This is a genomic window from Psychrobacter vallis, from assembly GCF_904846715.1.
Classification (GTDB): domain Bacteria; phylum Pseudomonadota; class Gammaproteobacteria; order Pseudomonadales; family Moraxellaceae; genus Psychrobacter; species Psychrobacter vallis.
Map to the genome: position 1 here is coordinate 93072 of NZ_CAJHBU010000007.1, position 18195 is coordinate 111266.

The window sequence follows — 18195 nt, forward strand, 5'->3', positions numbered from 1 at the left end:
TTTTTAGAATATGAATTTCTTAATAAAACCAAAATGTTATAGACTGTTACTTTAACCTTACAGATTCTAGTTCATATGGAGATGAGAAATTTGAAAACTACAAAATCATTAATACTATTGTTTGTAGGCAGTTTAATTGCAATAAAAAGCTATGCTACAGAAATCGAAGACTTTATGTCATGGGCACAAATGGATAATGGAAGCGCATGGATAAAATATAATAGTGGCTATAGTGATGAATCTAAAATTTTAGAATCAGAAATAAGCCATTCAAAGTCAGGAGGTCAAAGGCTTTACTTTAGCGATTATAATGCTACGAATATTAATAGCTGTAAATATACAACCACTATACCTGATAGCACAACAATGATATTTAATGGTCAGGCGGTTAAAATGTCACGTTGGTGTCAAAAATTTAGAGACTCTAGCAGTTACTATTTTAGTCTAACTCCTGAGACAGAACGTGGTCACAACTATGTTGTTAATCTATTCAAAGTAGCCACCTCTCCTATCGAGATTCAATTCAACAACGAAAGAACATACTTCCCAGTAATAGGCTTTACTAAAGCTTGGAATAGTGCTGGCGGTAATGCAATTTAATAGGTTATCTCGAATGATATAATCATAAAATTTGCCAGTTGTACATAGTAGTATATCGGACAGGCTAACTATGTATTTCATAATTTGCTCAACTTACGTATAAACTGGAAACAAACATGGCCGCCAAAACCGTCACCATAGAAAGTAAAGATTATGTCTTTAACACCCTAAAAGAAGCGCAGAAATACTACGATGTCATCGTAAAAGAGCTTTATGACGCAAATCTCACCCTAACAAAAGGTCAGGATTTTGAAGACTTAAAGTGGATATATACCACTTACTGTGGCTATACCAAGCATAATCTAGATAAATTAGGTGAATCCAACATTATTGGCTTTAAAGGTATAAGCACGATTAGAGAAAAAGGCGGTCAATATGTGCCAGCTGAATGCTGTGCCATTATTTTTTCTGATGGCACTGAAGAAGAGTTTTATACTGATAAAGCCATTAAAGAAATAGCTCTCAAGCAAAATCCACGTTAAGTCGGCTCTTAACCTCCATAAAACCGATTTTTTTGCATATTTATCAATTATTTTTAAAATAGCGGTTGACAAGACTGCTGCTCTTACATAAAATACGCACACTCTTAGCGAGGGGCTATAGCTCAGTTGGTAGAGCACTTGCATGGCATGCAAGGGGTCAACGGTTCGACTCCGTTTAGCTCCACCATACTATTTATAACAATGCTCAGTATAACTGAAACTTGATCATAAATACTCGCTAGTAGGACGATATCAGCACCTAGGCAACGCTTGTTCTATTAATAGATAAGCTATCTGATATTGTGAAGTACCGTTATAGCCATTGGTTATGACACTCTATGCGTCCCCATCGTCTAGAGGCCTAGGACACTGCCCTTTCACGGCGGTAACGGGGGTTCGAATCCCCCTGGGGACGCCACTATTTGGCGTCACTTGTTAGCCCTCTTGCTTAGCATGAGATAAGACTAATAAGCGAACAATAAAAAATCCCAGTCATCATACGGTGACTGGGATTTTTTATGTCTGTTGTTTCTCAAAGGCCCTCTATTCTACTGTCACTGTTTTATGGCTAATAGCGCTATTGCCAACCTATCTAATACTCGTTAATATCGATGTGACCAGCATTGTTATAAATTATATCCACATACTATATATGATGGGACTTAGAGCGATTATAGGGAAGCGGTTGCTATGTTCGGTATTGAAAACTACCTAGGGTTTATCTTAGCGGCGATTTTATTAAACCTAACGCCAGGCACGGATAGCATGTACATTATTACCCGTAGCATCTCTCAAGGTCAGAGCGCAGGGCTTTATTCTGTTTTGGGCATCACCACGGGCAGTTTGATTCATACGTTATTGGCGTCGTTAGGATTATCCGTTTTATTGGCCAGTTCTCCAACTGCCTTTATGCTTGTCAAATATCTTGGTGCCAGCTATTTATGTTATTTAGGTTTTAAGATGCTCACAAGCAAAGAGTCCTTTTTAATAGCAAGCAGTCTGCCTAAAGACAAAGATATTATTAGACAGAACAAGGTAGATGGGTGGCAAATTTACCAGCAAGGAGTATTGACCAACGTCTTTAATCCAAAAGTCGCTTTGTTCTTTATCGCCTTTTTTCCTCAGTTTATTGATGCTAATTATGCTTACGGCATGCTCTCATTTTTAATGCTTGGATTGACCTTTGCTACCACTGGCTTTATATGGTGCTCGTGTCTGGCGTTATTGGCTGCGCGGTTTAGTACACGCCTGCGGGAAAACCCCTCTATTGAAGCCGTTTTAAACAGAGTAAGCGGTGTGGTATTTATTGGTTTAGGGATTAAGTTATTGACTGAGAAGGGTTGAGTGATTTTTGAGTTTGGGCATGTTGAATATTAGTTAATAGCACTGGCAAGCTACTATCCCACCCTAATATATCAAAATTGCCATTTCATCATTACCGCACATCTCCTTTATGCTGTTGTATACTCATTAACAAACAACCGCCGACGATATGCTCTATGCAAAATAACGATACCGATCACATTATTCATGCCATACAGCAGGTCTGTCAGACGCGACAGATCACTTGTCTGCACGCTATTGAAAGTGGCAGCCGTGCGTGGGGCTTTGCGTCACCCGATAGCGACTATGATGTCCGTCTACTGTATTGTCACCAACCTGATTGGTACTTGAGTTTGTTCGATGGCAAAGACACCTTTGAGTTTATCCAAAACGATCTGCTCGCAGTACCGTTTGATATTGGTGGCTGGGACATCAAAAAAGCCCTACAGCTGCTCTATAAATCCAATGCAGTGATATTTGAGTGGCTGCACTCACCCATTGTTTATGAGCAACAGACTGACCTAATGACACACTTGCAAGCATTGAGCATAGACTACTTCCAGCCTATCACCGTGTTTCATCATTACCGCGGTATGGCGAAAAATGCCAGCAGTAATCTTGATATCAATACTCCCATTCGCCTAAAAAAGTTTTTTTACTTACTGCGAGCACTGCTTGCGGCAAAGTGGATATTAACGATACACACGCCGCCACCAGTAATAATGATGCAAATGCTTGAGCTAGTCGATCAAAAGGTACACACCGAGATATTAACCTTGATTGATATCAAGCACACGCAAGATGAAAGTTATATACATCAGCTGTCACCAATAATGATCAGCGCGATTTCAGCATTGTGGAGCAGTATCGACAATCCAACCTTTGCTGACACCAAAGTCTCCACTATTACACCATTAAATGCATTTTATCGTACTGTGCTGCGTTCTGTATGAATGGTCGTGTGAAAAAATCTAAAGCAGATATAGTTCCGCTCTATAGTAAAATTATTAGTAGTCCCAAAAGAGAAAATGCTATGCAGACAGCGCCATTGACCATTGATTATCTCAAATCTGAAGGACTGATTTTGCTCGAGTGTCTCTCAGGTAGCCGTGCATATGGACTAGAAACGCCTACGTCAGACACTGACATAAAAGGCGTGTTTTATCTGCCAAAGTCGTATTACTATGCCCGCCACAGTGACTATATTGCACAAGTCAGTAATCATAGCAACGATATTGTCTACTATGAGCTTGGGCGCTACGTCGAGCTGCTGCTACAAAACAATCCCAATATGATGGAGCTACTCGCTACACCAGCTGAGCACATATTGTATAAGCATCCACTCATGGCCCATTTTTCTGCTGATTGGTTCATCAGTAAATTGTGTCAAAAAACCTTTGCAGGCTTTGCCAACAGTCAAATTAAAAAAGCGCGTGGACTGAATAAAAAAATCGTCAATCCGATGAGCCTTGAAAAGAAGTCTATTTTGGAGTTTTGTAGCGTATTTATAGAGGGCCGCAGTGTTACCCTCACAGAGTGGCTACACAATACAGCGACTGCGCAACAGCATATTGGTTTATCCGTTATGAGCAAAGCCACGCAAATGTATGCGATGCATATTGATAACACCAAGACGTTTGGATTTTCAGGCTTATATCAACATGCGGATGCCACGCAGCTGCGCTTAAGCGCAATTCCCAAAGGCATGACACCTATCGCGTATCTATCATTTAATGAACAAGGCTATAGTAAATACTGCCGAGACTATAAAGAATACTGGCAGTGGGTTGCCAACCGTAACGAAGCGCGCTACCAATCTACTATTGCTCATGCCAAAGAATATGATGCTAAAAATATGATGCATACCATTCGTCTGCTTGAGATGGCATACGATATTGCCACGACTGGCAAAGTCATCGTTGAGCGTCCTAATCGTGATGAGTTGCTCGACATAAAAGCAGGGGCAAGCAACTATAATGCACTGTTGGCACAGGCCGATCAATTGAGTGTGGAGATTGCAGCGGCATTTGACAGTAGCCACTTACCCGACCAACCTAACGAGCAAGCAGCATTATCAGCTTTGGTCGTGGTCAGAGATCGGTTGTATGCAAGTATAGATTGAAACTACTCAACGGTAGATACGCCGATATAAAAGTCGCGGCGGACAAAAAAAATGCTCAACCGATTGGCTGAGCATTTTTTATTATGCTTACGTTTTATACTAAATAGAGCTAGCTACTACCCTGCGTCTTTACTCTCAGCCGCCAATTGACGTAGCACATAGTGCAACACCCCGCCATGACGTACATATTCACGCTCTTTTGGCGTCTGTAGCATGACGTTGACCTCAAAGCTCTCAGTTGAGCCATCGGCACGTGTGGCAGTGACTTTTGCGGTCTTGCTTTCACCATTATCAAGACCAGTGATGCTAAGCACCTCAGATCCGTCTAAATTATAAGTCTCTGCGTTTTCACCATCTTTGAAGGTCAATGGCAGTACGCCCATGCCAACTAGGTTGGAGCGGTGAATACGCTCAAACGAGCTGGTCAACACCGCTTTTACACCGAGTAAAATCGTCCCTTTGGCTGCCCAATCACGGCTAGAGCCAGAGCCATACTCTGCACCGCCGAGTACCACGAGCGGACGCTTGTCTTCTTTATACTTCATCGCTGCATCATAGATGGCCATTTGTTCGCCGTCTGCTAACTTAGCGCTGTCGCCTTTGAAGTAATAGGTATAGCCGCCCTCTTTACCATTCATCATGGTGTTTTTGATACGGATATTGGCAAAAGTACCACGGGTCATGACCGCATCGTTACCACGGCGTGAGCCATAGCTGTTGAAATCCGCTTCCATCACGCCGCGCTCTTGCAAGTACTTGCCTGCGGGCGATTTTGGATCGATATTACCCGCTGGTGAGATATGATCGGTGGTGATTGAGTCACCAAACAAACCTAGAATACGCGCACCTTCGATATCAAGGATACCTTCTGGCTCCATGGTCATCCCATCAAAGAATGGTGGGTTTTTGATATAGGTTGACTCTTCATCCCATGGATACAGTTGGCTATCCGCTGAGCTAATCGCGTTCCATGCGGCACTACCGTCGAACACTTCGCCGTAGTTTTTGCGAAACATATCCGCATCGATGTTGTTAGCAATCAACTCATTAATCTCTTCTGAGGTTGGCCAGATGTCTTTTAGGAATACATCATTGCCGTCTTGATCTTGACCCAGTGGATGGGTGGTCATATCAATATCGACCGTACCAGCCAAGGCGTAGGCGACAACCAACGGCGGTGACGCTAAGTAACTGGCTTTAACATGCGAGTGAATACGGCCTTCAAAGTTACGATTACCGGACAGTACCGCAGCGGCGACTAGATCATTCTCTTCGATACCTTTTTCAATGCTTTCTAGCAGTGGCCCTGAGTTACCGATACAAGTGGTACAACCATAACCCACTAAGTAAAAGCCTGTTTTTTCTAGCTCATCCATCAGTTTGGTTTTTTCTAAATAATCAGTCACAACTTTAGAGCCAGGCGCGAGTGAGGTTTTGACCCATGGCTTGGCTTTGAGGCCTTTGGCTGCGGCTTTTTTGGCAACCAGACCTGCCCCAATCATTACTGCTGGGTTTGAAGTATTGGTACAAGAGGTAATGGCGGCAATCACGACCGAACCATCACGCAGCTTATGCTCTTTCTCATCAATCTTAACAGTAGAGAAAACCCCATTGGCAGGCTGATAGCCATCATCTTGGCTGTCATCAATTTTTGGTTTTGCGGCCAAGTGTTCGGCTTGTTCTTGCTCACCGCCTTCTTGGTCAAAGCGGACTTTGCCTTCGACTTCTGATTTTCGGTCTTTGTTCATTTTTGCGAGCGTTTCGCCAAACTTCTCATGCATATCAGACAAGTTGATACGCTGTTGTGGCAAGTTCGGACCGGCAAGTGCTGGTTGCACTGAGGACAGATCAAGCTCTAGCTTGCTCGAATAAGTCGCCGCTGGCGTGTCGGCATCATGCCATAGGCCTTGCGCTTTGGCATATTTTTCAACCAGTTCAATCTGTGCTTCGTCACGGCCTGAGAGACGCAGATAATCAATCGCCATCTGGTCAATCGGGAAAATACCACAAGTCGCCCCATATTCTGGTGACATATTGGCAATGGTGGCGCGATCAGCCAGCGGCATACTGTGTAGACCTTCACCATAAAATTCGACGAATTTGCCAACCACACCATGCGCACGTAGCATCTCAACCACACGCAATACCAAATCCGTTGCGGTAACACCTTCAGTGAGCTTACCTTTTAACTCAAAACCGACCACTTGCGGAATCAGCATTGAGGAGGGTTGACCCAGCATTGCTGCTTCCGCTTCGATACCGCCCACACCCCAACCAAGGACGCCAATACCATTAATCATTGTCGTATGACTGTCCGTACCAAACACGGTATCAGGATAGGCCATCAGCTCGCCCTCTACTTCTGCTGCCATGACCACACGGGCTAAATACTCAAGGTTGACCTGATGCACAATCCCCGTCGCTGGTGGGACGACCACGAAATTTTCAAAAGCATTACGACCCCAATGCAAGAATTCATAACGCTCATTGTTACGCTTAAATTCAATTTTCTCGTTTAGATCGAGCGCATCTTCACGGCCATAAGCATCCACTTGCACAGAGTGATCGACGACCAGCTCACTCGGGATAAATGGGTTGATTTGCTCCGCTTTACCGCCCAGCTCAACCACCGCATCACGCATTGCGGCCAAATCCACAACCGAGGGCACGCCTGTGAAATCCTGCAAGACAACACGGGCTGGCATAAAGGCAATTTCTTTTGACGCTTCGGCACCTGCGTCCCAATTGGCAACCGCTTCGATATGATTTTCGCCGACCGACTGACCACCATCTTCGTTACGCAATAGATTTTCTAGTACGATTTTCATGCAAAACGGCAATTTACTAATGTTTCCGTAGGTTTGAGTCAGCTTTGGCAAACTATAATAGGCATGTTCCTTGCCATCGACCGAAATAGTGTCTTTTACATCGAAAATATCACTCATGGTAGCTTCCTTATCGTTGTTATAGATTTTGAACACAGACGCTTGTGCGTTTATGCTGATGATTGGTGGCTATACAGCTGGTTGATTCCTTTCTTATAACAGTCATTGTTTCTATTAAAGGTAAATATTTCTATTGAAAGTAACTGTTTTTATTAAAATTAAATGGTTTTATTGACAATGATTATTGTTTAAATCTGTGAGATCGAAATCCATGCAGTAAAGAGATAACGATTTGAGTTCACAAAATAGATAAACATCTCTTTCATGCTTAACAATAATACCCTTTTACCATAACAAACATACGGCACTTTGTTAACGCCTAGACGTTGTCGAATCGTGGCATAATCGTAAACGCAACAAGGGTTTAGTGCCCTATTTATACGTTCCTAATGTCTTCTCAGCTTTATGGCTACTTTCAAAATCAGGACACGACCTAGGATAATTTTTCTTGCTTGCTACGCTGTTAAAGACAGAGGTTGCGAAAATTCATCTTGGCAGTACTGTATTCAATTTAAAAGTGGGCGGCTGTGTTAGACGTATGATTGGTCTATGGTATGATGGTGCGCTTTTTTACTGCTAGACAAGCGGCTCGAAACAATCGTTTCGCGCGCTATTTATTGATGAGTTTTTATGGCAAATTTTAATACCCACTTAAATGTCGCTTTCATGGTCAGTGGTACGCTCAGTTTAACGGTTTATAAAGCGGGATTGATTGACGATTCGGGATTTTTGATGTGCGTGGCGCTTGGCACCATCGGCGGACTCTTGCCTGATTTGGATTCTGATAACTCAACACCGATTAAGCTTGGCTTTAATATTACGTCTTTTATATTTGCTTTTGGTTTGGTAATGCATTGGCGCAGTGAGCTGAGCTTACTGGCACTGATGGCATTATGGCTGGCGGGCTACGGCTTTATGCGATATGTGGTTTTTTCTATTTTTACCACCATGACTGTCCATCGCGGCGTCATTCATTCCGTCCCTTATATGGCGATATTGGGACTGGGGCTAACCTGCTTAAGCTATTACGGATTACAATTGCCGCTGACTGCCAGTTGGTTCTATGGTTTGTTTTTATTTGGCGGCGCGATGGTGCATTTGGCGTTGGACGAACTGTATAGCGTTAATTTGTCGAACATGAAAATGAAACGCTCATCGGGCACCGCGATGAAGTTCTATCAACCCAGAGACAAATGGTGGTATTTATTACTTTACACGCTGCTGGCGATGCTGATATACCTGTCGCCACCCTTTGATTTGTTTTGGCAGCAACTGAGCGATCCAGCAGCATGGGCACAATTAAAAGTAGATCTGTTGCCAGAAGTGATAAAAAACTTACTGCGTTATAATTGATCTTAAATAAAAAGGCACAATCATTATAACGCGCTGCTAGTATCATATTTTATAGTGGATTGACTATAAGACCGTAAAAGCCACACGATCATTAGAGTAAAACATGCCATCTCCTACACAAATCTGCCCTTGCCAAATCCATCCGTCATCAGACCCCATAAGCTCAACACTAGCTTATCAGGATTGCTGTCAGCCCTATCATGATGGCCTTTGTAATGAAGAGGTTGACAAAACAGACGCGGCAAAGGCGGAAACTGCCGAGCGACTGATGCGCACGCGCTATAGTGCGTTTGTGTTGGTGAAACCAGATTATATTATCAAAACCACACTACCCACGCAGCAAAGCTTGCTTGATGAGAAAGCGATTGAGGCGTGGGCAAAAGAGACAAATTGGGCAGGATTGGAAATCGTGCAGCATACGCCAAAGCTGGGTAAACGCCATGCGCAGGTTGAGTTTAAGGCTTATTATAATGTCGTTGATGATGCGGAGAATAGCTTAAAAGAAAAATTACAGGCGCATCATGAGCTGTCTGCCTTTGTAAAGGTGACAGGCAAAGCAAATAATGATGCGCGTTGGTACTTTTTAGATCCAACAGTGGCGATGACGGTCACGCAAAAGCAGCCCTGTATTTGTGGGTCGGGTGAGAAGTTTAAGCGGTGTTGTGGGAAGTATTTAGAAAATTAGATCGCTTGATAACGCTTGTATAAATCTTCCATTTGGTCTATGTGCTTGTCGTTAGATAATAACTCGATACCATTGATTTTAGCGGTAGCAAAGTGAAAGACATCAAATTTTCGCTTTTCTAGGTTTTTCGGTATGCCTTTACTATCCGCCTCATGTTTATCTAAACGATATAGGTTGGTCGCCAAATCTGTCACATCTTTACTGATGTCTAGCCAAGTAAACTCTTCAATAGCTGCTCTAAATTTATCAAAATCTTCACTCTCATTCTGACCAAATTTTCTTAAAAACTCATATCTTAGTAACGGCGTAATAGCTAATTCGACATTATCATCATTGATAAGTGCCAACAAATCCGTCAAACGTTCAATAAGATTGGCATCGTTTTCATCAATATTTTTACCTTCTAAAAGATAGGTCAAAAAGTTTGAGTCCAGTAACTTCGCAATTTCTGTATCCATTATTATTGCGTTCCCTCTTTAAGCTCATTAATTCTCTTTTCTAGCAGTTCAGATAGCATTTTTTTTGCGTTTTTTTGCTGGGGCGCGTTGTCACGAGACAGTTTCAAGCGATTGATATCAATATCAAAAGCATCTTTTAACAAGTCTACAAACGCGGCATTATTGGGATGTTCTATCAGTTCAGTTTTGACAATTCCATCTTCCTTATCACGATACAACTCATAAGCTTCGCCATGTTGTAATTGACTAAGCACAATAGCGGAGTGAGTGGTAATATAAAACGTCGTATTTGGGAACAAGCGCTTTAAAGTAGGAATAATAGTCGCTTGCCATTTGGTATGTAGATGACTTTCAATTTCATCGATAAATACCACGCCTTTGACATGTGCAATATTGGTTTCGTTAGTAAAATAGCTATAGCCTGCGATGATAGATTGCATGATTTTAAGAATTGAGGCAAAACCGCTAGAAAGCTCGGATAGTTCGGTTTTTTTATCAGAAACTTTTATAAATACGCGGTTGTTTCCTGAGATTTCAAGAAATTTACTATCAATTCGCGCATCAACTTTGTTCAGCAAATTGAGCAAAGTTGTGATTTCAACTTCTCGGTTGTCCTCAATGGCTTGATAAGGATTGGCAGAACGTGCACGTTGGCTGACCCATTTTTCTATATCGATGTTCATATTCAGATTATTTAGGTTTCTATGCTCAATATGTTGATTAATCATATCGAAGTATTCATTGATACGTTGCCGTTTACTACCGATTCCATCATCTGAATAAGATTTAAGATATTCTTTTTCTGTTTTTTGCTTATTGTTTATACCCCCTCTATCTTGAGCACCTAAAAAGACAACAGGTAAGTTGTGATCATTCATACCTTTGAATGCTTTGTTAACTAAGTTTCTGTGGTCATTAAGTATTCCCTTGAATAAGCTTCCACTCTTCTCAGTTACTAGTTCTTGTTTTTGGATAGGAATATTATTGGTACGTAACTCTTGGTAGCCTCGATTCGCATCAATACTTATAAGCAAGCTTCTACTAATATATTGTTCGTTGTACGCTAATCCTGCTTTAAACAACGCCTCTAAACACTTAGTCTTGCCAATACCATTTTCACCAATCAGGCAATACACTCTTTGGTCAGGTTGAAAACTTAGATGCACATCACCGACACCTACTAGCTGCTTTATTTGAATGTCATCACCTAACATGGCTACACCTAATTTTAATGATAATTCACTATTACTTCGATAATGGAACAGTTAGCCTCAAAGTACAAGTTTCTTTGCAACTACTTCTAAACACTCGCCCCAACTGCTCGTGCAATCGCAATACCTTCCTCAACGGTCAAGAATTTGCGCTGGCTTGGGCTGTCTTTATAAATGACATCACCGTCTTGAAATATCAAACATTCATTGACGGCCAATTGCTGCCATTTTTCATTTTCAGTGAGTGGTACAGTCACTAAAATCGTCACTTTGTCTTTATCGGTAGTGACATCGCCAAAGTTAATTGCCAAATCATCATCTGCCAATTTTGCTTCGCCAAACGGCGCTTGGCGCGTGAGATAAAACAATAAACTACCCGCATAGGCCATTTGCCACTTGCCATTCGATATCAAGCAATTAAACAAACCGTTCGCAGACAGATAGCGACATTGCGTGGTCAAAAAATTAAACAGCGTTTGGTCATCAGGGCGCGATTTAAAGCTGCTCTTTAGGCGATTCACTAAATAGCAAAATGCCATTTCAGAGTCGGTGTTGCCAACTGGCTGGCAGTGTGAGGCATTGCCGTTGTCTTGTAGGCGTTGACAGCGTTTGATAAATTCACTATTCATCTGGCCGTTGTGTGCAAATACCCATTGTTCACCCCAAACTTCACGGACAAAAGGATGCGTATTTGCCAAGCAGTTCTGCCCTTGAGTAGCCTTGCGAATATGCGCAATGACATTCATGGCTTTGATGGGATAGTTATTGACCAAGTCAGCGACTGGTGACAAATGACTGGGGCGATTGTCATGAAACAAACGCAGTCCTGTTGAAGCATTTGCCGACTTGTCACCATTAGAACTATCATTATTAGCGCATTCGCTGCGTTCAAAAAACGCAATGCCGAAGCCATCTTCATGACTGTCCGTCATGCCGCCACGCTTGCGAAAACCGGCAAAACTAAAACCGATATCGGTTGGGGTATTACTGTTCATTCCTAAGAGTTGACACATTTATAGAGTACCGCCGTTATGGTCGTCTTTTTTAGGAGTCAATGTAGCCTCTATCGATTCATCAAACATCTCGTAGGGCGCTGTTGCGCCATCTGTATCGATACTGTCCAAAATACGTTTGGCCTGTGCCAAATCGATATCTTGTATCCACAGTACAATCCCTGAGTTCATACCCGGCATCGCACTGAGCGGTTGCAAGGAGACAGAAATACCGTTATTACGTAGCAAATTGGCATGCAGCTCGCCTTGTATATTGGTATCGTAGCGTGCCAGTTTGTGCCAGTTATCAACTTGATCGGTCATGGGATCGCCTTTATAGTGTTGGTATGTACATATCTGAGTAGAACATACTTATGCCAATTGGTCTAACATATATGTTTCGATCGTAAAATCATTGGTATTGGTTAAGTGATCATGTGCTTGTTCGGCTTGGGTCATGCTACTAAAGACACCGATGATGTGCTTGTCTTGCTTGATGCTTAGCAGTACAAAAACAGTATTTTGCGCTTTTTCGACGTGTGACCAATGATAAGCGGACAAGCGTTTCATCAAGTCAGGGTTTTTGACCATAATATTGTCGCCCGTGCGCCCTTCGGTACGGTTGTAGTGAATGACATTTAAGCGTAATAACCAAAAAATCACCGCCGCTTTGGCGAGCATCACTGGCAAGGCGCGTTTTTCGTCATCACCAAGCGGGCGCTTAGACTCATATCCTTGTAAAAACGCCGCCATTTTACTACGGTCAAAATTCACCGATTCGCCTTGTTCGGCATCGCCCCATGTGGTACAAAAATCATTAATGGTAATGGCAATATCCATTACATAATGCTCGGCACTGACCTCGGTAAAGTCTAATAGACCTGTCAGACGTGCCTCGCCTTTTTGGCTATTATTTAATGATAAATTCCATAAGGTATTGTCCGCAAACATATCCAGATGACACAAGCCTTTTGGCAGAGTCGCCAGCGGCAAGTCCGTATACGCACGCCAAATATCTCTCATCAGCTTGGCTTCATCACTTGGCATAAACTGACTTTCACGGTCGCGTACCTCACTCCATGGATATAAAGGCACGCCATATTTTTCGCTTGGTTGCAGCGCTTGCAATGTCTCGTGCAGCAACGCTAGCGCCGCGCCAATCTCATGACACATGGCTTGGGTGGTTTGCTCTGGGTGCACGCCCGCGAGGCAAGGCACCAGCGTAATGGCTTTGTCTTCATAATGGATGACGTAGCGTTTATCATCATCGCCATTCATTTGAGAAGCATTTGATTCAATAACTGCCAGCGGCGCGGCAACCGGAAGCTTGCCATCTAGTTGATTTAAAATAATCGCCATCTTTTCGATATCAGCAGGGGGACGCTCTTCAAATAATGTAAACACATAAGAGTGCGCGCCTTCTGCATCGTCAGTCGTCTGAATGAACCAGTTAGAGTTTTTGATACCTTGCGTAATCGGAATGGCACGCGCAAACGACACGCCAAAACTTTGGCAAAAGGCGGCAAATTGATCATCGGTTAACTGGGTATAGACAGACATGACATCTCACTTTTGGCAATTAAAAATTAAATAGGGCAAATTTAGACGGTAATGACAGCAATTGTACCGCGCATGAGCGAACGATGGCGAAAAGCGTAATAATCTTGCGAAAATCTGCCTGAGATGGCAGCGATTTTGCTAGACTAGCGCATTGAGTGAATTGATTATAAGGTGAAAGACCCTATGTTAGCAAAGCGTATCATTCCTTGTTTGGATGTGGACAATGGCCGCGTGGTCAAGGGCGTGCAATTTGTCGATATCAAGGATGCTGGCGACCCTGTCGAAGTGGCAAAACGCTACAACGAACAAGGCGCAGATGAGATTACTTTTTTGGACATTACCGCCACCAACGATGAGCGCGACACCACGTATCATACCGTAGAACGTATGGCAGAAACGGTTTTTGTACCGTTAACCGTCGGCGGCGGTGTGCGTAAAATCGCCGATATTCGTAACTTGCTGAATGCTGGCGCGGACAAAGTGGCGATTAACTCAGCAGCCGTCTTTACCCCAGAGTTCGTTGGCGAAGCCGCACAAAAATTTGGCAATCAATGTATCGTCGTGGCAATCGACGCCAAACGCGTCGCTGATGTGACTGTCGATGGTCTGGTCGTGCCGCGTTGGGAAATTTTCACTCATGGTGGACGCAAACCCACAGGTATTGATGCCGTTGCTTGGGCAAGCAAGATGGCAGAGCTGGGTGCTGGCGAGCTTTTGGTCACCTCGATGGATGGTGATGGCACCAAAAAAGGCTATGATTTGGCACTTATGAAGCAAATTACTAGCCGCGTCAATGTACCGGTTATTGCCTCAGGTGGCGTCGGTAATTTGCAACATTTAGCAGAAGGCGTGTTAGAAGGCGGCGTCGATGCGGTGCTTGCGGCCAGTATTTTTCACTTTGGCGAATATACCGTTTTGGAGGCCAAAAAATATATGGCAGCACAAGGCATACCAATGCGTTTGTAACACACTCGTAAAATGCCAATAAATTAGAAAAAATGTTATTATAGTGCTAACCATTTATTTTCGTTCATTTAATGAGCCAGTTAACGAGCCAATCCTTGATTGCTAGATTGGCAAATAAGTTGTTTGAATCTATTATTATATTTAGCCTATTATTTACTCCTATATCTCCATTAAACGCCCATTACGCAAAGGATTTTTTATGTCGAATTTACAACAGCAACGCAATGACGTGACCCACATCGATGGCAATTTACATCAAAATGCTGATGCCCGTATCGGTATCGTGGTTGGTCGTTTCAATGGATTCGTCGTTGAATCATTGGTCGATGGCGCGATTGATGCGCTGCTCCGTCATGGTGTCTTGGGTAGCAATATTACCGTTATCCGCGTACCTGGTGCTTTTGAGCTGCCATTGGTTGCACAGCGTGCCGCTGAGTCTGATCGCTTTGATGCCATCATTGCTTTAGGTGCTATTATCCGTGGTAGCACGCCGCATTTTGACTTTGTCGCGAGCGAGTCTGCCAAAGGCTTAAGCAGCGTTGCCATTGATTATAATATCCCAGTAGCAAATGGCGTATTGACCACCGACAGCATCGAGCAAGCCATCGAACGTGCTGGCACCAAAGCCGGTAACAAAGGCTCAGAAGCGGCTATGGTTGTGCTTGAGATGATTGCTGTGCTATCACAGCTAGACATTGATGATGATAGCGAAGACGCTTAAAATTTGAAACTTGTATTTACCGGTTTGATTGGTGCTGCTATTGCCTAATAGCAGCACCTAATAGCATTAGCCAGCTATCAAAATAATTGGCAGTTTTTTGAATTTTCGCCGTATTTCTATACCTGTCACATCTCTGAGTCAGCAAACACGCACGCATAAGTGCTGAACACATTTCGTCTTAATGTGTTTAAAGAGTACACCTTGCTGATTGATGTTGTGACTGGGTATCATCTCAAAAATTTAGGTACAGACCCCCTATGACTGACCAACTCAAGCGCGCTATTAGCGCTGCGAAAACCGCACAAGCCAATGACAAGCAAGCTGAAGCTACTCGTATAGCGAGCAGTAGTGCGGGTGATCAAACCTTCGATATGAGTGAGTCTTCTTATAAGACCAGTCACACCGCTATCCGTAAAGCGCGACGCTTTGCCATGCAAGGTTTATACGAATGGCTCGTCACTGACCGCCGCTTTGATGTGGATGGCAAGCTTGGCTGGAAAGCCAATGCCCCGCATGATATCGCTGCCCGCACGCGCGCAACCAATGCCATGCACACCGTACATATTGGTTATTATCATGAAATGATGCGCGATATCCCAGAGCAGATTGAGGCGCTAGACATCCTTATCAGCCAGCATCTGGATCGCGACATTGGTAAACTAGATACCGTCGAGCACGCTATTTTGCTAATCGGTGCTTATGAGCTACAGAATCGCTTAGAGATTCCTTATAAAGTCGTGCTTGATGAGGCGATGAAGCTGAACAATCATTTTGGCGCGACTGACGCTCATAAATTGATCAATGCAGTACTCGATAAAATGGCTGTTGACATACGTGCGATTGAAGTAGAATCAGATACCAAAGCCAACTTACGTACGTCACAAAAAGCAGTCGCCAAACAGCCTGAAGCGCAACCAGTCGATCATACTGAAAATGCTCCTGACGCTGATATCGATGACACACCCACCACTTCAAACAAACCACGTATCAGCGCTAATAATACTACCGTCAAACGTAACAGCGCTAGCAAAGCCAGTGCCAATATTAGTGAGTTTAAGGCAAACAAAAAAGACGCCGCTCAAAATACGGTAGAAAACGATAGTGTTATCGACGCAAACAATCAAGACTAGCCATGAATGAATTTGAGCTGATCGAGCGTATATTTACACAAATGCAAGCGGCACAGCCATCATCAAATGATGTCGAAAAAGGCATTGGTGATGATGCCGCGGTGATGGCATTGCCTACAGGTTCTCGCTTAGTGAGCTGTATTGATACGCTCGTTCAAGGTCGACATTTTAGTGCTGACTGGGATCAAGTAAACACGCTGGCATTTGCCATTGGTTACAAAGCGGTCGCCGTCAACGTCTCGGACATTGCTGCCATGGGCGCAACACCGCATAGTATTTTATTGGCTTTAGCATTACCTGAGCGCTTGGCAAATGAGCAATGGTTAAGTGAGTTTGCCAAAGGCTTATTTCATGCCTGCCAACTGTTTGGTGTCACGCTGATTGGCGGTGATACCACTCGCAGCGATAGTTTAGTGCTGAGTGTCAGCGCGCAAGGGTTGCTTGCTGCAGGCACGCCAGCTGTTTACCGCTCAGGGGCACAAGTTGGCGACAAAGTCTATGTATCAGGGTCACTTGGCGATGCCAACTATGCCTTGCAACATCCTGCCAACGCGCAAGGCATTGAACTGGCACATCGTCTGCATATGCCTACGCCCCGAATCACATTGGGTGCTACATTGGCAAAAATCGGTGCAACAGCAATGATTGATATCTCTGATGGTCTGTATCAAGACCTTGGGCATATCTGCCAACAAAGCGCTGTTGGCATGCGCTTACATCTCGAGCAGCTCCCGACTAGCACACCTTTAGAAACCGTGGCGTTATCTGAGCGTTTATTGTGTCAATTGGCTGGTGGGGATGATTACGAGCTGGCTTTTACTTTACCCGCTCATATCGCCCCGCCTGCCAGCAATACACCTGTCACCTGCATTGGTGAAGTCATCGCGTTAGTAGACAAACCAAAAAATCATATAGAAAACCATATAAATAGTGCCGCGCATTTATGTCCTGAGCTTTATTATCAAGGACAGCCAGTAACCCAGACGCATCCTGCCCCATTTCCTAAATGGCCCACGCTGACTGGTTACCAACATTTTACAGGGTAACCTATGACCGATCATAATCTCTCCAAGCCTGATGTCAGTAAAGCCAATGACTGCCCACCTCTGCCAGCAAATGCCAGTCCGCTTGATCGTGCGGTTTATTGGCTTGGTCTTGGTTTAGGTAGTGGCCTGCCTCGTCGTGCGCCCGGTACATGGGGGACGGTCGGTGGTTTAATCGTCGCGATACCCTTAATGAGCTTAGGTTTTGTGCCGTTTTTGCTTATTACTGTTTTATCCTGCTTTTTGGGTATTTGGATATGTGGTCGCACCTCTGAGCTGATGCAAGGCCACGATGACCCCCATATCGTTTGGGATGAATGGGCGGGTATCTGGATTACGTTACTGCCATTTTCTTATATGGGTGTCTCTACTACCAGTTTTTGGCAAGACATATCCCAAGGCTTATCTATCATTGCCCTTATCATCGCTTTTGTCTTGTTTCGATTTTTTGATATTATCAAGCCACCACCAATTGGCTGGGCAGATAAAAAAGTCGCTGGCGGTTTGGGGATTATGCTGGATGATATTATTGCTGGTGTGATGGCAGCAGTAGTATGGGTGATTGTAATGGCGGGTATGTTGCTATAATTATATGCACAGTTAG

General features: G+C 43.7%; 18 protein-coding genes and 2 tRNA genes. 14 read left to right on the forward strand and 6 right to left on the reverse strand.

From position 1 onward, the window contains the following. The first annotated feature begins 90 nt into the window (after positions 1–90). From JMY02_RS06370 to JMY02_RS06400, 7 genes are all read left to right on the forward strand, one after another. Entirely contained in the window at positions 91–600 is a 510-nt protein-coding gene (locus JMY02_RS06370) for a hypothetical protein (RefSeq protein WP_201596390.1), read from the forward strand. Between the two features lie 116 nt (positions 601–716). Continuing rightward, positions 717–1082 (forward strand): hypothetical protein, encoded by a 366-nt coding sequence (locus tag JMY02_RS06375; protein WP_201596392.1) that lies wholly within the window; start codon positions 717–719, stop codon positions 1080–1082. A gap of 111 nt (positions 1083–1193) precedes the next feature. Beyond that, positions 1194–1269 (forward strand) — tRNA-Ala (locus JMY02_RS06380). Between the two features lie 155 nt (positions 1270–1424). Continuing rightward, positions 1425–1500, forward strand: a tRNA-Glu gene (locus JMY02_RS06385). A gap of 272 nt (positions 1501–1772) precedes the next feature. Further along, positions 1773–2426: a LysE family translocator gene (locus tag JMY02_RS06390; RefSeq protein WP_201596394.1), complete on the forward strand. Its 654-nt coding sequence runs from the start codon at positions 1773–1775 to the stop codon at positions 2424–2426. A 155-nt stretch (positions 2427–2581) separates the two neighbouring features. Then, on the forward strand, positions 2582–3358 hold the full coding sequence (locus tag JMY02_RS06395) for a nucleotidyltransferase domain-containing protein (protein ID WP_201596396.1): 777 nt from the start codon (positions 2582–2584) through the stop codon (positions 3356–3358). An 80-nt stretch (positions 3359–3438) separates the two neighbouring features. Further along, on the forward strand, positions 3439–4527 hold the full coding sequence (locus tag JMY02_RS06400) for a DNA polymerase beta superfamily protein (RefSeq protein ID WP_201596398.1): 1089 nt from the start codon (positions 3439–3441) through the stop codon (positions 4525–4527). A gap of 116 nt (positions 4528–4643) precedes the next feature. Here JMY02_RS06400 and acnA read toward each other — a convergent pair whose 3' ends face one another. Next, a complete protein-coding gene (gene acnA / locus JMY02_RS06405; protein ID WP_201596400.1) occupies positions 4644–7472 on the reverse strand; it encodes an aconitate hydratase AcnA in 2829 nt (942 codons plus the stop codon). A 630-nt stretch (positions 7473–8102) separates the two neighbouring features. On the opposite strand from acnA, the gene JMY02_RS06410 reads away from it, so the two are divergent. After that, complete coding sequence (locus tag JMY02_RS06410; protein ID WP_201596402.1) at positions 8103–8825, forward strand: metal-dependent hydrolase; 723 nt, start codon at positions 8103–8105, stop codon at positions 8823–8825. A gap of 103 nt (positions 8826–8928) precedes the next feature. After that, on the forward strand, positions 8929–9510 hold the full coding sequence (locus tag JMY02_RS06415; protein WP_201596404.1) for a YchJ family protein: 582 nt from the start codon (positions 8929–8931) through the stop codon (positions 9508–9510). Here the strand turns inward: JMY02_RS06415 and JMY02_RS06420 are convergent. The 5 genes from JMY02_RS06420 to JMY02_RS06440 form a co-directional block, all read right to left on the reverse strand. Next, positions 9507–9968, reverse strand: coding sequence for a type II toxin-antitoxin system VapC family toxin (locus JMY02_RS06420; RefSeq protein ID WP_201596406.1), 462 nt, complete (start codon positions 9966–9968; stop codon positions 9507–9509). The two genes, JMY02_RS06415 and JMY02_RS06420, sit on opposite strands and share 4 nt — an antisense overlap. Positions 9969–9970: 2 nt before the next feature. Continuing rightward, positions 9971–11182, reverse strand: coding sequence for an AAA family ATPase (locus JMY02_RS06425; RefSeq protein ID WP_201596408.1), 1212 nt, complete (start codon positions 11180–11182; stop codon positions 9971–9973). An 86-nt stretch (positions 11183–11268) separates the two neighbouring features. Then, positions 11269–12192 carry a class II glutamine amidotransferase gene (locus JMY02_RS06430; RefSeq protein ID WP_201596410.1) on the reverse strand — a complete coding sequence of 308 codons (924 nt, stop codon included), beginning with the start codon at positions 12190–12192 and terminating at the stop codon, positions 11269–11271. Beyond that, positions 12193–12495 (reverse strand): hypothetical protein, encoded by a 303-nt coding sequence (locus JMY02_RS06435; protein WP_227678432.1) that lies wholly within the window; start codon positions 12493–12495, stop codon positions 12193–12195. Positions 12496–12543: 48 nt separating this feature from the next. Then, entirely contained in the window at positions 12544–13731 is a 1188-nt protein-coding gene (locus JMY02_RS06440) for a homoserine kinase (RefSeq protein WP_201596412.1), read from the reverse strand. A gap of 183 nt (positions 13732–13914) precedes the next feature. Here JMY02_RS06440 and hisF point away from each other — a divergent pair, with 183 nt between their 5' ends. From hisF to JMY02_RS06465, 5 genes are all read left to right on the forward strand, one after another. Continuing rightward, positions 13915–14697 (forward strand): imidazole glycerol phosphate synthase subunit HisF, encoded by a 783-nt coding sequence (hisF, locus tag JMY02_RS06445; RefSeq protein WP_201596414.1) that lies wholly within the window; start codon positions 13915–13917, stop codon positions 14695–14697. Between the two features lie 199 nt (positions 14698–14896). Next, entirely contained in the window at positions 14897–15418 is a 522-nt protein-coding gene (gene ribH / locus JMY02_RS06450; RefSeq protein WP_021812897.1) for a 6,7-dimethyl-8-ribityllumazine synthase, read from the forward strand. Between the two features lie 257 nt (positions 15419–15675). After that, complete coding sequence (nusB, locus tag JMY02_RS06455; RefSeq protein WP_201596416.1) at positions 15676–16548, forward strand: transcription antitermination factor NusB; 873 nt, start codon at positions 15676–15678, stop codon at positions 16546–16548. A gap of 2 nt (positions 16549–16550) precedes the next feature. Next, complete coding sequence (gene thiL, locus JMY02_RS06460; protein ID WP_201596418.1) at positions 16551–17594, forward strand: thiamine-phosphate kinase; 1044 nt, start codon at positions 16551–16553, stop codon at positions 17592–17594. A gap of 3 nt (positions 17595–17597) precedes the next feature. Beyond that, positions 17598–18179 (forward strand): phosphatidylglycerophosphatase A family protein, encoded by a 582-nt coding sequence (locus JMY02_RS06465; protein ID WP_201596420.1) that lies wholly within the window; start codon positions 17598–17600, stop codon positions 18177–18179. Positions 18180–18195: the final 16 nt, after the last annotated feature.